10 protein-coding genes are annotated in these 17335 nt (G+C 37.2%); 7 read left to right on the top strand and 3 right to left on the bottom strand.

What is annotated here, in order from left to right; genetic code table 11:
• Positions 1-264 precede the first annotated feature (264 nt).
• The gene (locus NLF99_RS18450; protein WP_254530021.1) at positions 265-2430 is read left to right on the top strand and encodes a S46 family peptidase; all 2166 of its coding nucleotides are present in this window, start codon (positions 265-267) and stop codon (positions 2428-2430) included.
• Between the two features lie 71 nt (positions 2431-2501).
• Here the strand turns inward: NLF99_RS18450 and NLF99_RS18445 are convergent, their stop codons facing one another.
• Genes NLF99_RS18445 through pckA form a run of 3 tightly spaced genes read right to left on the bottom strand, consistent with a single transcriptional unit; the run spans position 2502 to position 6021 of the window.
• Positions 2502-3359, bottom strand: coding sequence for a DUF6265 family protein (locus NLF99_RS18445; protein ID WP_254530019.1), 858 nt, complete (start codon positions 3357-3359; stop codon positions 2502-2504).
• 50 nt (positions 3360-3409) lie between these two features.
• A complete protein-coding gene (gene fbp, locus NLF99_RS18440) occupies positions 3410-4435 on the bottom strand; it encodes a class 1 fructose-bisphosphatase (RefSeq protein ID WP_214648477.1) in 1026 nt (341 codons plus the stop codon).
• A gap of 11 nt (positions 4436-4446) precedes the next feature.
• Positions 4447-6021: a phosphoenolpyruvate carboxykinase (ATP) gene (gene pckA / locus NLF99_RS18435; RefSeq protein WP_254530017.1), complete on the bottom strand. Its 1575-nt coding sequence runs from the start codon at positions 6019-6021 to the stop codon at positions 4447-4449.
• 530 nt (positions 6022-6551) lie between these two features.
• Between pckA and NLF99_RS18430 the strand changes: the two genes are divergently transcribed.
• The 6 genes from NLF99_RS18430 to NLF99_RS18405 all read left to right on the top strand — a co-directional run bounded on the left by NLF99_RS18430 (position 6552) and on the right by NLF99_RS18405 (position 17331).
• Positions 6552-7556: an LLM class flavin-dependent oxidoreductase gene (locus tag NLF99_RS18430; RefSeq protein WP_254530015.1), complete on the top strand. Its 1005-nt coding sequence runs from the start codon at positions 6552-6554 to the stop codon at positions 7554-7556.
• A gap of 484 nt (positions 7557-8040) precedes the next feature.
• Positions 8041-9942, top strand: a complete 1902-nt coding sequence (locus tag NLF99_RS18425) for an FAD/NAD(P)-binding protein (RefSeq protein WP_185211921.1) — start codon at positions 8041-8043, stop codon at positions 9940-9942.
• 392 nt (positions 9943-10334) lie between these two features.
• Entirely contained in the window at positions 10335-10859 is a 525-nt protein-coding gene (locus NLF99_RS18420) for an RNA polymerase sigma factor (RefSeq protein ID WP_185217878.1), read from the top strand.
• 56 nt (positions 10860-10915) lie between these two features.
• On the top strand, positions 10916-12076 hold the full coding sequence (locus NLF99_RS18415) for a FecR family protein (RefSeq protein WP_254530013.1): 1161 nt from the start codon (positions 10916-10918) through the stop codon (positions 12074-12076).
• Positions 12077-12177: 101 nt separating this feature from the next.
• Positions 12178-15846, top strand: coding sequence for a SusC/RagA family TonB-linked outer membrane protein (locus tag NLF99_RS18410; protein ID WP_254530011.1), 3669 nt, complete (start codon positions 12178-12180; stop codon positions 15844-15846).
• A 12-nt stretch (positions 15847-15858) separates the two neighbouring features.
• Positions 15859-17331, top strand: coding sequence for a RagB/SusD family nutrient uptake outer membrane protein (locus tag NLF99_RS18405; RefSeq protein WP_254530009.1), 1473 nt, complete (start codon positions 15859-15861; stop codon positions 17329-17331).
• Positions 17332-17335 lie beyond the last annotated feature (4 nt).

Raw genomic sequence — 17335 nt, 5'->3', positions numbered from 1 at the left:
CCACCTATTTAAAGCCTCTAGTTTCTTTAGAAATTTTTGTCTCATTCGTTGGTCATTTCCCCTTTTAGATAGCTAAAGATTAATGTTTGCTATTTATAAAGGCTAAGGTTCCTATTATTAAATTAGCGTGAATAAAATTCCCTATTTTCTGCAAATATAGGAACCATTTATCGAATAGTTAAATAATACCCCAGGTATTACAGCAATAAATCTGTTTTGCCAATTAACATTTAGTATTTTTGGGATGAAACAAAATCTATAGTTATGTTAAACTTTATCAAAGCAGGGATAATTGCTGCTTTCTTAACCACCGGAACGGTCATCATTCCGAATGCCATTCCTGATGAAGGGATGTTCCCTTTGAGCGAACTGGGCAAAGCCGGTCTGAAAAAAGCAGGATTAAAAATTAGCGAAAAGGAGATCTATAATCCCGGACAGATAGGCCTAGTCGATGCCTTGGTACAGGTTAGTGGTTGTTCTGGCTCATTTGTCTCTCCGAATGGATTGATCATCACCAACCATCACTGTGCTTTCAGTGCCGTTCAATTAGCCTCCACACCCGAACACAATTATTTAGAAAATGGATTCGTCGCGAATTCGCATGAGCAAGAAATCGAAGCCAAGGGACTGAATATCCGGATTACGGACTCTTATGAAGATGTATCCCAGAGAATTTTGGAAGCTGTTGCAAATGTCACTGACCCTAGCCAGCGTATCGATATCATTACCAACAAAAGAAAAGAAATTGCAAAAGAAGCTGAAGCCCAAGATCCAACCATCAAGGCTGAAGTTTCTGAGATGTTCATTGGCAAGAGCTATGTATTGTTCAAATATAAAACCATAGAAGATGTGCGATTGGTTTATATCCCTAGACAGAACATTGGAGAGTTCGGTGGTGAGACGGACAACTGGGTATGGCCTAGACATACAGGTGACTTCTCTTTCTTGAGAGCCTATGTTGCCAAGGATGGTTCTTCTGCGAAATATTCTAAAGATAATGTCCCTTATAAACCAAAGAAACATTTAAAGGTAAATCCTAAAGGTGTAAATGAAAATGATTTCGTTTTTATCCTTGGCTACCCTGGTCGTACTTTCCGTCATAGACCTGCCCAGTATATTGAATATCAGCAGCAATATTTATTGCCTTACACCTCAGAACTTTATGATTTCCAAAATCAGCAGATGCTACTTGCAGGAAAAGATGATAAAGCTACTGAATTGGCACTTGCAACAAGGATCAAGAGGAATGCAAATGTAATGAAGAATTACAGAGGTAAATTGAAAGGCTTGAGAAACATCGACCTTGTCAACACCAAGATCAAGGAGGATGAGGAATTGGCAAAATTCATTGAGAATGATGCCGCGTTAAAAGCTCAATATGGTTCTTTGATGAAAGATATAGGCCAACACTACGGATTGGTTTTCCAAAATGCAGAAAAAGAATTATGGTATAACAACATCTATTCTGGAATTCGATCCTTACAATTTGCTTCCTTGACCAATAGCTTTCAAGATGCTATTAACAAAGAACTATCAAGTAAACGTAAGGAAGAATTGTACAAGGCCAATATTGATAATTTCAAGAAACAGTTAGCTGGCCTTTATGAAAGCTTCAATCTAAATGTAGATAAAAGTATTGCAAGCAGCATGTTTGCTCAAGCTTACCAATTAAAAGATGGCAATGCCCTTCCATTTGTTGCAGCTCACAAATTCAGTAACGAACAGGCTGCTTCTGATTATATCAGCAAGGCCATCGAAGATTCCAAACTGTCTAATCAAGAGTATTTTGAGAACACGGTCCTAAAGGATGTAAATTCTTTCTTAAAGTATTCAGATGATTTAATGAAGTTTCAAAAAGAACTGGAAACGGAAATGCAGCCATTCTATGCGGAACAAAAAAGAAGAGAAGGTAATTTGAACAAGTTAATGGCGGATTATATTGCCGTAAAAGAAAAGTTCCAATCAAAAAGCTTTATCCCTGATGCGAATTCAACTTTAAGGTTGACATTTGGAAACATAAAGGGCTATAGTCCTGCAGATGCCACCTACATGGAACCCTTCACTACCGTAAAAGGAATCATTGAAAAGGGTAACTCAGGTTTAAATGAATTCACCTATCCTGAAGCAATCAAGACCAATTGGCTGGACAAGAACTTCGGAAACTACTTTAAAAAGGATTTGAATGATGTACCTGTTAACATCCTATATAACATGGACACTACGGGCGGAAACTCAGGATCTCCTATCATGAATGCTTACGGCGAATTGATCGGAGTGAACTTCGATAGAGCTTATGATGCTACTATCAATGATTTCGCTTGGAACGAGAGCTACAGTCGTTCGATCGGTGTCGATATCCGTTATGTGTTATGGATAGCAGATAAGGTTGACAATGCCCAATTCATCATCCAAGAAATGGGAGTTAAATAAATCACAATATTTAAATAAAAAACTCGGCCAGTCTTGCAGAGCAATGACTGGCCGAATCTGTTTTAACTATATTAGAATTTGGATTTGGTAATTTTCTCTGAATATGGAAGATACATTGGAAGTGCCGCTGAACCATACCAGGTATAAATAGAATAAGCCAGGTACCCCGCTTTTATAGCTGGATCAGTTTCCAGAATTGCTTTCGCTTCCTCTTCTGTCTTTATATTGTTTAGAATAAATAGACCCCTATATTGATCCGAATTCTTCCCAAAAGGACCAGCAACGATCAGCTTCTCTTCCTTAACCAACCTGTTGATATTATCCATATGGCCTTTGAAAGCCGTATTGATCAAATCTTTGTCCTGATCTTTATTTTCTCCAGTCTTCAAAACCACATAAAAGTAGGATTTCATACCGTATTCATCTGAACCTAACTTCTGTGCTAAAGCTTCATCATAGACAGTATCCTGCTTTGCACCTGAAACCTTCTTAGGAAGAAAGATTTGCGTATGTTCCTTTCCTTGACCAACGATTTTTACAATCAAATTCCCTGTAGAGTCTGAAGCCTTGCTATAGGTAATTTCTTGCGGGAAATCATGCTTATGATTCACAAACTTGATCTCCTTATCAGATGGTTTTCCTTCGGCAGTAAATTCAATTGGCAATCCCTTATTCTGACCCACTACCGTAGCCATCAAGACCACTTTACCTTTTTTCAATTGGATATCCAGGTATTCAGAAACCTGAGGAATAGCACCATCAATTTTGTAACCAAAGCCTTTCATGCTCTTGTCAGAAAGAACATCCCAATGTTCTTCGCTATTGCTTCCCTGTATTTCCCAATGACCTTTTAAAAACAGAGGTAATCTATCTTGGGCATAGGAAAGCTGAAAGCAGAACAGACACAGTACAGCAAATAGTATTTTCATAATTAGATTTTTCTGCAAACATAATTATTTTCAATTACTTAAATAATACCCTATACAAAAGACGGTTCTACACTTGAATATTCTGCAATAAATTGTTCTACCTTTTCAACCATGTTCTTACTTCCGATGATCAACGGAGTCCTTTGATGCAATTCGACAGGTTCAATGTCCAAGATTGGCATCTCACCGGTTGTAGCTTTACCACCAGCTTGTTCAGCAATAAATGCCAATGGATTACATTCATACATCAACCGAAGTTTCCCATTCGGATACTGATAGGTATCCGGATATAAGAACAGACCTCCTTGAATCATATTCCTATGAAAATCGGCCACTAAGGAACCAATATATCGAGAAGAATATGGTCGGTTGGTATCTTTATCGATTTCTTTGCAGAATTGCAGGTATTGTTTTATCGCTAGGGAAAACTGGTTGTAATTGCTTTCATTTACAGAATAGGTCTTCCCATTTTCAGGAATCCTTAAACCTGGATGGGAAAGACAGAATTCTCCAATAGATGGATCCAAGGTAAAGCCATTCACTCCCTTTCCAGTAGTATAAACAAGCATGGTTGAAGAACCATAGATCACATAACCTGCGGCAACTTGTTTTCTACCGATCTGCGCAAAATCAATGTTCTCGATCTCTTCTCCAGAGCTTACTCTTTTATAGATGGAGAAAATAGTACCTACTGACACATTTGCATCAATATTGGAAGAGCCATCCAAAGGATCAAAATAAACCATATACTTACCTACAGCATATTTATTTCGTTTTGTCAGATCTATTCCGTCTTCATGTTCTTCAGAAGCTAGATAGCAGCATTCGCCAACTCGTTCCAATGCATCCATAAAGTAATGATCAGCAAATACATCTAGTTTTTGTTGCTCCTCACCTTGGGCATTGGTATTACCTTGCTTCCCTAGGATGTCAGCCAAGCCAGCTTTATTTACTTCCCTATGAACAATTTTAGCGGCCAAAGAAATCCCTTGTAGCAATCGTGTCAATTCTCCTTTTGCTTGAGGAAATTGAGTTTGTTGCTCAGAAATAAATTGCTCTAATGTTTGAATTCCCATTTCTCTTTTTATTAACTCAATACCTTTTCAACTGGTTTCGGGATAAATTGAGCATAGTTTTCATCAAACATTCCCTTTAATTTTTCCGCTAACTCCTCATAAGCTTCTGGATTGTCCCAAACGCGTTTAGGATTTAATAGATTAGTTGGGATTTCAGGACATTCCCTTGGCATCTGAAGGTTAAAAATCGGATGTTTTTCATATCCTGCTTCGCCAATATGGCCCTCCATAGCGGTACGGATTAATTGACGGGTATATTTTAACTGTATCCTTCTTCCTACGCCGTAAGGACCAGCTACCCAACCCGTATTGACCAACCAAACTTGGATATCCGGATTTTCTTCTAGTTTCTTCCTTAACATTTCCGCGTAGTGCATAGGATGCAATGGCATAAATGCAGCACCAAAACAAGCAGAGAAAGTAGCCGTAGGCGTCTTTACTCCCATTTCTGTTCCTGCTACTTTAGCTGTATATCCATTGATAAAATAATACATGGCCTGTTCAGCAGTAAGCTTGGAGATCGGAGGAAGTACTCCAAATGCATCCGCACTCAAAAAGAAGATATGCTTTGGTGAAGCACCATATCCTCTAGGATTTACATTTTCCAAAAATTCGATTGGGTATGAAGCGCGCATGTTTTCTGTGATGCTGCTATCGTCATAATCTGCTTCACGAGTTCCAGGTTTAAAATTCACGTTCTCCAATAATGCACCAAATTTGATAGCATTAAAGATTTGTGGTTCATGTTGCTGCGTCAAACCAATGGCCTTCGCATAGCAACCTCCTTCGAAGTTAAACACCTCATTTTCCGTCCAACCATGCTCATCATCTCCGATCAATAAACGACCATGATCAGATGATAACGTTGTTTTACCCGTCCCAGATAGGCCAAAGAATAAAGCAGTGTCGTTTTTCTTACCGACATTTGCAGAACAGTGCATTGTTAACACGTTATGCTTTAAAGGCAAGTAATAATTCAGTGCAGAGAAAATCCCCTTCTTAATCTCTCCTGTATATGCCGTTCCGATGATGATAACCACTTTACGGGTTAGATCCAAAACCACACAGTGTGAAGTTGGCAAGCCCAAGGCCTGGTAATCATCAACTTTTAAATTTGAAGCTGCTAAGACTGTCCAATCGATTGGTCCTTGCGTTTCAACATCTACATTGATAAACATATTGTTCACAAAAATATCCTGACAAGGGCTTTGGGTAACCGTAAGTACATTTTGGGAATAATCTTTATGATTACAAGCTTGTATCGATCTTACATAAATGGGATTTAATGAAAGATATTCAGTTACTCTAGCCAGCAACAGGTCAAACAGCTCGATGCTCATGGGTTTGTTCACTTTTCCCCAATTTACGTGCTCTGCTGTATCGGAGTCTTTTACGATAAATCTAGACTCTGGCGAGCGCCCTGTAAAAATGCCAGTTTTGAAACTCAATGCTCCTGTTTCTGTTAAGGAAGCTTCATTATTTTTAATCGCTCTTTCCACCAGTTCTGGTACTGGAAGTTGAAAATAAATTGGACTTGAAGGACGGATCCCAAGTGACTCCAATTGACTACTGATTAAATTTGTCATATATAGGATTTATTTTGCGAACAAAGCTATATATATTTTTAGCAATAAAAAAAGTAAATTTAGCATATTGTAAAATTTACACAATTGTAACTACCTTATTTTCAATTAAATAAAATGAAAAATATAGATATAATTAATTTAGCAATTTTATACAGCAAATACTAGCCTTTTCTATAATGTGCCTTTAAACAGTTTAAATGCATTTTTCAACGTTTTTAGCGATTTTTAAGGGATTTTAAGGTATTTATTATTTTAATTGAAATGAAAATGTAGCGATAATTCTACCTTGCTAAAATGAAATGACAATATCCTTTAATAAATTGACAATATATGTTAAAAATTATTCCAATTTTGATTAAAAATGAAAGGTAAAATTTGAACTTACTCAAATAAAAAATCCCTCAAACCCTATGTTAATACTAGACTACCATCATTGCTTCTCTATAAATTTTAGGAATCGTGACAAAGCTTAAATAATTCCATACATTAAGATTACCATTTCAATGTAATTTGAGACGTATATTTACCTTATGAAGAACATCCAATATTCTCTACTGGAATTAGCCACTTTAAGAAAGAATAATACAGCCACTGAAGCGATAGAAAGAGCTTCAGAAGGCGCCAAACATATTGACAAACTAGGTTATACCAGGATCTGGCTCGCCGAACACCATAATATGGAATTTATTGCCAGTTCGGCCACTTCAGTTTTGATCGGCCATATTGCGAGCCAAACGCAAAACATCAGGGTTGGTTCCGGAGGGATTATGCTCCCTAACCACTCCCCTTTGGTGATTGCGGAACAATTTGGAACTTTAGAATCTATTTATCCCAACCGAATTGATCTTGGTCTTGGGCGAGCTCCCGGCACCGATCAGGTGACCGCAATGGCACTTAGGAGGAATAATTTAAATACGGCATTTTACTTCAAGGATGATGTGCAGTCCCTCCAACGCTATTTCAGTTCCGACAACCACAGCTCCAAGGTTCGCGCATTCCCTGGAGAAGGTTTAGAAATCCCTATCTGGATTCTGGGGTCCAGCACGGACAGTGCCTTTCTTGCTGCGGAATTAGGTTTACCCTATGCATTTGCGGCACACTTCGCCCCAAATATGTTAAAGGCTGCGGCCGATATCTATAGAATGAACTTCAAACCATCCGAACAATTGCAGGAGCCTTATTTTATGGTTTGTGTAAATATAGTGGCAGCAGAGACCAATGAAGAGGCCATATTTTTATCCAGCAGCTTGCAGAACCTTTTTGCAGGAATAGTGACCAACCGGAGGATGCCTTTATCAGCACCAACGGAAAAACCCATTTTCCACGGAATACCTGAAATCGAGCAAGCAGTCCAATCCATGACTTCCAGTACCTATACAGGCAACCCTGAACAATTGGCCAGGACACTTAAAGAATTGATTGAGGAGGTAAATGCACAAGAGATCATGACCACTAATTATATATATGATGACCAAAAAAGATTGAAATCTTTTGAATTGATTAAGGATACTTTCGATTTAATTAACAAAGAATAAGCAATTTCAACACATTCAGGCAATAAATAAAAGGGGATTTAACGTAAATCCCTTTTTTTATACCCTAACATTAGGGTATTGATAAAAAATATTAATAAAATAAACTCAAAAAACACATTTCTCTAAAACGTTTATGGTTATTTACTGTTATATTTACTACATCACACAAAACTAAATCTTTGTTAAAAAGATTGCGAAACAAGTGGCACATTAACGCTTGTCTAGCTTAATAAGGTACAAATATTATTAATGTGATTTAGTAATTAACAATTTTGGAGATATCAGTTAGATGTCCTTGGAGGGGTATGAATTTATCCAAAGGGTTAAAACATTGATTGAAGCAAAAAAAGTGAATTTCTAAACAAGTGAATCTAAACTGTTAGGCTATGATTATCCAATCATAGCAAGATTTGCATTGCACTAAAACGCTTTATATCTATTAGTGAATTTAATTGAGCTCCAATGATTAATAAAAAATTAGATTATGATTTGGAATTCTGCATATCTAGACCCACACCTGAGTAAGGTGCCTAAACACATTTACAGCCAAATTGTGAATGACGAGGAATTGCCTGCCGAAAAATCAGACGCAATTTACATTGCTATTATTGGAGGTGGTCCCAAAGGTTTTTATGCTCTAGACCGTTTTATTTCTAAAGCTATAGACCAAAACATCCATAAACCCATCAACATTCATTGGTTTAATCACAACCGAGAATTTGCCTCTGGACCTCACTTCCAACCTACCCTGCCTTCCTATCTCATCATGAATGATTGCATAGCAGAAATAAGCTGTTGGGAAGAGCCGGAATCGTCACATTATATTCCAAACAGATTAAAACTTATTGATTGGATCCATCAAAACAAATCTGCAGAAAGCAGCCCTAACCCTTCTGACTTCTGTTCTAGGGAGCTGATGGGGCTCTACTTAATGGATGCTTTGCACAAGACCTTAAGCCATAAACCCAATCAGATTGAAGTCAACCTGGTCAACAGCAATATCTTGGACATGGATATACACATGGACAGAGTACAACTGACAAGTTCGAAAATGACTTTGCCCTTCCAATACGAATCAGCGATTTTTTGTACTGGCCATAGTTATTCCAATATGGAGGAAGAAGATCTTTTAGCATCTGATTGCAATGAAAACATCCTCTATCTTCCGCAAACTTACCCTGTGGAGCTATTGGATGAGATTCCAGCACAGGTCGATGTTGCCATCAAAGGAATAGGCTTGACCTTTATGGATGCTGTCCTACACCTTACTGAAGGCCGAGGAGGAATATTTTATAAACAGGACCATGAATACCGCTATCTTCCATCTGGATATGAACCTATTATCTATCCTTTTTCAAGAAGAAACCTCCCTATGCTACCGCGAAATGCATTCTGGAATGGAAATAAATATGAACTAAAAATAATGAATGAGGACTGGCTCAATTTGTTGAAAAGTAGAAATGAACCCCTAAATTTTGAAAGGGATATACTGCCTACCTATAACCTTGAAGCACAATTGGCCTTCTACACCTATACACATGCGACCCAAGAGCTGACTTCAGCAGAAATCCTGGAATTCATTGACACTTTTGATGCGACCAAACTTTTTTCTATCTCCGCACTCATCGATCCGATGACCTATTCTAAGGTGCAGATGGAAACAAATTACCATGAGTTCATTGTCGATCTTAGCATTTACAGCATGAAGCTTTCAGAACAAGGTGAGCTAAAAAGTCCAATGGCTGCTGCAATTGCAGCAATTCGGGAAGGCTTCTACCTTATTGCCGAGCTCTTCTCCCATAATGGTTTTGACGAGGAATCCCAGGAATCCTTTGAAAAATATTGGCAAGGATTCATTAACCATACCGCTTTTGGACCTCCAAGGGATAGTATCGATAAATTGTTCTGCTTGGCCAAGGATGGCTATGTAAAGTTTATGTTTTCTGAAGAACCAGTTATCGAAGTCCAACCAGAAGCATTACTATTAAAGAATTCCTATGTAGAAAAAGAATTTAATTTCCTGATCGATGCCCGGATACCAAAAGGCAACCTGAAGCTAAAAAACAACAAGCTATACGAACGGATGCGAAGGAAAGGATATGTGCAGGAAATTGTCAATGGAAACTATAGTAATGGAAAAATAGCTGTTGATAAGGAAGGAAAACTTATTGGCAATATACAGAATGGGCTTATTTACCTGTATGGAATCCCAACCGATGGAACATACTTACAAAATGACAGCTTATCAAGAGAAACGAATAATTTCAGCAATACCTGGTGTCAGGCTACATTAGAAAGGATAAAGAATAAATCGATATTGGAAAGCAGACCAAATTATAGTCTAGCCTTTTCCAATGTTAATTACACAAACTTAACACCGAATTAATACACAGATTAAAGTCTATTTATATTTTTGATAATAAAATTTATTAAAGATGATAAAAGACGAAGTATTGACACAAGAATCGAATTCTATATTGATAGAATTCCTGTATGATGGTGATGATTTTAATTCAGAAGAGGATTAAAATCCACCATCATTTTTTTTACCCCTCCCCCATTTACAAAACCAACCCCATTACACTTCTTAATTTTTACAATTCGATTTTAGAAGAATCGAATAATTTTCTGTTTTCAGGCTTTAAGCGCTGAAGCATCAAACTATAAAACTCTTTTTCAATATCATGCAATATATTTAATTTTTAATTACATATATTTATTCATATTAAACCATTATAACAATACCTTTATCATTCAAAAATGAACACTCCAGTCAATATGTCTGACAAAAATTTGTATATCAAATATTACAAATTCATAAATTTTTATGCATTCAAATTAACAGGGGATTATGAACGCGCAGAAGATCTAACACAGGACGCATTCACTTCTTACCTATTGAACAAATCTAAAATATCCAGCAACCCATCGGCCATTAAATCCTTCCTATATACTGCCGTGAGAAATAAATTGATCAACGAACATAGAAGGACTGAAATAAGTCAAAGGTATTGGAGAATTACGGGATTTGATGAAAAAGATCCCCAAGATATAGACCGCCTCGTAATCTACACCGAATTATTGCAAGAAATCGATAGACTTGTCAATGCCCTGCCCAACATGTGCCAACAGGTAATCAAACTAAGCTTTTTTGAAGGATTAACCAACAATGAAATTAAAGACCAATTAAATATCAGTATCAACACGGTCAAAACCCACAAAAAAAGAGGTCTTGCATTTCTACAGAAGCATCTTAACCCAGAATACTTCTTAATATTTATCAATTTCTTAACTTCAAATTAAATTTATTTTAATAAGCTTTCATCCTTTTCCGTAATTAAGTTTTCTTAATTATAATTATGAACCAAAAGGAGAAACTAATCGCCATTCTGATTTTCAAATACATTCAAGGTATTTGTACGGTCCGTGATATCAGGAAACTGAATAATTGGCTGGAAGAAAACATGGAAAACAAAGACTTTTTCCGAGATGCGGTTAACACCGTTCAATTGAAAGAGGATCTTGACTTACTAAATTCTTTCGATGCCGAAAAATCTTGGAACAAGAGACAAAGAAAAAAGAAAACTAAAATATTCATATGGTCTATTGCTGCATCTCTAACACTGTTTGCTCTTTCTTTCTTATTATTATACTCTTCTTCTTGGCTTAACAACGAAGAAACTATACAGCTTTCTCAAAATGAAAGAAAAGTAGACTCAGCTTACAAGGATAAATATCCAGCCAAAGTTGGGGCCCAACTAATCTTATCAAATGGAGAAAAGATCCTGTTGGATAAGCCTTTACAGGTGAAACATTCTGGGGAAATTCTGAATTCAGATCAAAAAATCATAACTACAGTCAACCAACCGACAAAAAATGAGAAGATAAAATGGCTTGAGATCCAAGTCCCTGCAGCCCAATATTATTCGATCGTACTACCTGATAGCAGCAAGGTCTGGTTAAATTCCAACTCAACCATAAAATTTCCTTCACGATTCGATCAGCAAATTAGAATGATCAACTTAAGCGGTGAAGCTTACTTCCAGATCAAGCACAGTCCAAAACAACCTTTTATCGTCAAAACAGCCGATGCAGAAATTAAAGTTTTAGGGACTTCCTTTAATGTCAATAATTATAACAACAGTTTAATAGCCTCTCTTGAAGAAGGAAAAATTGAAATAAGATCAAAATCAGATTTCAAGGAATTGAAGCCCTTACAAAAAGTTGAGCTTATCGCGAATAGGCTCATCGTATCAGAATCCGATTTACAGAAAGAATTAGCGTGGAAAAACAATAAATTCATTTTCAGCAAGGACAATCTCAAGGATATCCTTTTCCAAATTGAGAATTGGTATGGTATTAATACAAACTATCAATCCATCCAAAATAATGATGAAACTTTCACCGGTACTATCGATCGAGATGTAAAGCTTTCCAAGATCCTAGACATCTTAAATAACACCTCCAAATACAATTTCCTGATTATAGATAACCAATTAATTTCAACACTTAAACATTGATATCATGAGCACATAACATCTATTTTAGGGATATAACGCTACCTGTGGCTAATCCCGATACAAGCAAGAACCAATTTTAAACATCTAATCAATTTCTTAAAATGCTGTACTTTTTAGTTCACAAAAAACTAGGAAAAGAGAAAGGTTTTGACCTTAAATTCCTGGTAAAGATCCTAAAGTTCATTATTCTATTGACCCTTCTGATGCTTTATAGCATCATCGTAAAGGCTAATGAACAATTAATATCCGTAAAGTTCCAAAAGGCAAAATTAAACACGGTCCTAAAGGCTATTGCTAATCAAACTGATTACCAATTTTTCTATAACGACCGCATAAATCTAATTACAGGACCCATCACTATAAATATAGAGAAGGGAACCGTTGTCCAAGTCTTGGAGCTGATCCTACCTAAAGAAAAACTAGCTTATCAAATATTTGATAATCAGATTACTATCAGTATCCGTAAGCAGAACATCCTCAACTCCCTTGTAAGTCAACAAGAAAACATTCAAGGTACGGTCAGGGATGCTGAAGGAAAGCCTCTTCCAGCCGCCTCCGTTAGTATCAAAGGAACTAACAAAAGCACTTCGACTGATCAAAATGGAAAATTTGAAATCAGTGCTTTACCGACAGACGTTATCATTATCAGTTTCTTAGGCTACAAAAGGCAGGAAATCTCCATTGCTGGTAGAAAAACAGTTAACATCAATATGCAAAGAGATCAACAGACCTTAGAAGTTGTTGATGTGGTCGCCACTGGATATCAGACCATCGACAGACGGAAGTTCACCGGCGCTGCTACGAAAGTAAAAGCCGAAGACGCACAACGCTTTGGTGTCCCCGATGTTTCCAGAATGTTGGAAGGTCAAGTCTCTGGTGTCAGTGTTCAGAATGTCTCGGGAACATTTGGAGCTGCACCAAAAATTCGTGTACGGGGTGCGACTTCAATTACTGGAGACAACAAACCTCTATGGGTAATCGATGGGATTATTTTGGAAGATGTAGTCAACATTTCTAACGATCAATTATCTACAGGTGATGCCAATACCCTATTGGGATCTTCCGTTGCCGGAATAAACCCAGATGATATAGAAAGTTTCGAAATCCTTAAAGATGCTGCCGCCACTTCCCTATATGGAGCAAGGGCAATGAATGGCGTAATTATTATTACAACCAAAAAAGGTAGAGCCGGTACCCAAGCGGTGTCTTATCTAGGAAATTATACGACCTACCTTCGTCCATCCTATTCTCAATTTGACATTGTAAATTCCTACGATCAAATGTCAATCTATTCAGAAATTGCTAGAAAGGGGGCCATAGATTATGCGTTGATCAGGAACAATATGAATTCCGGAATTTTCGGAAACTTATCAAGGGGACTATCAACTTGGAAAGAAGACGGAACTCCCCTGATCGAAAACACTCCTGAAGGCCGTGAAGCCTTTTTGAAGAGATACATCTATCAAAACACGGATTGGTTCAAAACCCTATTCAACAATTCATTATTACAGGAACATTCTGTGAGTTTTTCCAATGGTAACAATAAGGTCCAAACCTACTATTCAACCTCATTTTTACAGGATAATGGTTGGGCAAAAGCAAATGGAGTAAGAAGATACACCGCAAACATTCGAGGAAATTACAACATCACAGATAAGCTATCGATTGGCTTGTTGACAACAGGTTCCATCCGAGATCAAAAAGCACCCGGCACATTAGGGCAAGATAGCAACCCCGTTACAGGTGTTGTATCAAGAAATTTCGACATCAACCCTTTCTCCTATGCCATGAATACCTCAAGGGTCATTGCTCCTTTCGATGAACAAGGAAATAGAGAAAATGTAACCATGAATTATGCTCCATTCAACATATTAAATGAACTGGACAAAAATTACATGGAGTTAAAAATGATAGACCTGAAGGTCCAAGGGGAACTAAACTATAAACTTCCTAAAAACATTAATTACAATTTCATTGGTGCATATCGTTATGCAAGTACTGGAAATGAGCATAAAATAAACGAAACCTCAAATTTATCAAATGCTTATCGTGCAGGAACAATATATGGAGTTGATGGAATTGAAAATAGCATCATTGCAAACCAAAACAGGTTCTTATATAGAGACCCTGCAAATCCGGACGCCAGACCCATGTCTGTTTTGCCTTATGGAGGTATTTATATTACCAATGAAAACATCCTAAAGAGCTTTTATTTAAGAAATAGTTTCAATTGGAACTTAACATCCCAAAAACACTATTTTACCGCATTTGCCACCCAAGAGATAAGATTCTTGGACAGGATGACTAAAGATATGACGGGCTATGGATACCAGTTTGATAAAGGCGGTGTTCCTTTTATTGACCCTAATATCATCAAAATGACTGTTGAAGGAAATTTACCTTACTATAAAATGCAAGTCTTTTCTGACCGCTTTGTTGCTTTTGCCGCAAATGGAACATACTCTTTCGATAGCCGATATCAATTCACCGGAACAGCGCGATATGATGGGTCAAATCAATTAGGCAGAAGCCGTGTAGCAAGATGGCTTCCTACCTGGAACCTTTCGGGATCATGGAACATCGACCAGGAAAACTTCTTCAAGAACCAGACTTTCTTCAACACCTTAACCTTGAGAGGTACTTATGGTTTGACCGCAAGTATGGGACCTGCCACCAATGCGAGTTTGGTGTTACGCTCCGGATCGGTCAACCGCCCATTTATCCATGAACAAGAACCAGTAATCAACATCGATTTCTTAGAAAACCAAGATTTGACCTGGGAAAAGCAATATGAAACCAATATTGGACTTGACGCAACATTCGCCAATAGACGGTATCAGATTGTCTTAGATTTATATAAAAGGGATGCATTTGATCTAATTGGACCAATGCGCATTTCAGGAATTGGAGGTGAAGCGATAAAATTTGCCAATTACGCCGATATGAAATCCCGAGGAATAGAGCTATTGTTCAAGGCAACAGTATTTGATAGAAAGGATTGGGGCTGGAAAACCCAATTGACCAATGCTTTTTATGACAATAAAATAACTTCGATAAGAAATGAACCCAATATCTGGAATTTGGTAAATTCTGTTGGAGCGGCGAAAGAAGGTCATCCACATCGAGGTCTATTTTCTATTGATTTTGAGAAATTGAACGAATTCAATGGAACACCCGTATTTGTCAATGAAAATAATGAAATCTCCAACAATGTTTTCCTTCAAAGTATACAGACCAACTACTTAAAATATGAAGGTCCTGTAGATCCAACATTCAATGGTGGTTTTTATAACAATTTCAATTATAAGAACCTTAACCTTTCATTCTTAGTAACTTATAGTGCAGGAAACAAAGTAAGACTGAATCCTATCTATAAAAATCAATACTCCGAATTGGATGCGATGTCCTATGATTTCTTGGATAGATTCCTTGCACCTTATGAAAATTTATCCCCTTCTATCGCGACTTCAAGGACCTCTTCTAGATTACCTGGAGACCAAGTGTATAATGCCTACAACTATACCGATCAACGAGTGGCAGATGGTGGATTTATCAGAATGAAACAAGTAACATTAGGTTATCAATTTCCAAAAAAATTCTTTGGGAAATCAATCTTCAATAACCTTTCATTAAATCTAGTTGCTAACAATCTTTTCTTGATTTACTCAGATCCAAAGTTGAATGGCCAAGATCCTGAGTTTTATGGATCCGGAGGAATGGCATTGCCAATACCTCGTCAATTTACCCTTTCCATTAAAGCAGGATTATAAACGAAAACTATTATGAAAACAAATGTATTATTAACAGTCCTTTCTGCCTTTCTATTGTTGGGATGTTCTAAATTTTTGGAAACCCCACCAGATTTAAGGACAGAATTAGATTCTCCCAGCAAGATTGCAGAACTTCTAACTTCTGCATATCCTAGGGGAAATTATATTCCCTTTACGGAATCTGCATCAGATAACGCTGGAGATAAGGGAATGACCAGCAGTTCAAACGTTCAAACGAATATGAACCCTTGGATGTTCATCGATGTGGAGACCAATGATTCCGATTCCCCCACTTTTTATTGGTATGCCGCATACAAGGCCATCAGTGCGTCTAATCATGCATTGGAAGCCATAGAAAAAATTGGGTTAAACAAACAAACTGAGTCTTTAAAAGGCGAAGCCCTTTTGACTAGAGCCTATGCACATCATATGCTAGCCATCTTGTTCTGCAAAGATTATGATCCTATTACCTCCAGCACAGATCCAGGTATTCCTTTCATAGCTGTTCCTGAAAAATTTGTACTTAATAAATATGAAAGAGGAACAGTTAAGGGTCTATATGACCTCATTGAAAAAGATATCGTGGAAGGACTTCCCTTACTTGATGACAATAGATATAAGGTTAAAAAATACCATTTTACCAAAGCTGCAGCCCATGCCTTTGCAACTCGCTTTTATTTATTTAAACATAACTATCAAAAAGCGGTTGAACATGGCAATCTTGCACTTGGCGAGGACCTTTCCAATTATATTAGGCCAGTAAATAATAGAGCCTTTGCTGGTTTGGAATACTTGACTCTGGAACAATGGTATTCAAGCACGGAAAACCCAACCAATCTTTTGTTAGTGGAAGCCGTTTCATCTTGGGGTAGAGATTTAGCATTCAATAGATTTGGATTTACCGCTCCTATACTTGCTGAATTAATCTATGGAGACAATATTACCACGGGTCGTTTTGCATACCCTATATATGGTGGAACGGATTATTCCTTGAATATCCCAAAATTTAGAGAACATTTTGTAAAAGGTAGTCTAAATGCAGCCTACGGTATACCTTATAATATGATACCACTCTTGACTGCAGATGAGTTACTATTAAACCGTGCGGAAGCATATGCTCGCATTAAAAACTACGACAAAGGAATCAAAGACTTAAATACGTTCATCAGTCGAAAAGTCTTTTACGGTGCAGATATCCCTGTTTATGAACCAAATATCCATAATGTCAATGTCAATCGATTAAACTCATTTTACGGGAATTTAAATCTTGAAGAAAACATTATTAAAGCTGCCCTAGACTTCAAGAGAAGGGAATTTCTTTTTGAAGGACTTCGATGGTTTGATATCGCTCGACATAAAATCGTTGTGGTACATAAAACTCATGATGAAAAAGAAACCTACATTCTAAGTGCAAATAGCCCAATGCGACTTTTCCAGTTACCTGCTGAGGTCGTTTTATCAGGTGTTCAACCCAATCCAAGATAAAATA

The organism is Sphingobacterium sp. LZ11T8, from assembly GCF_024261425.1.
Taxonomy (GTDB): domain Bacteria; phylum Bacteroidota; class Bacteroidia; order Sphingobacteriales; family Sphingobacteriaceae; genus Sphingobacterium.
Note: the sequence above shows the minus strand (reverse complement) of the source record. Positions and strands in the feature narration are given on the sequence as shown.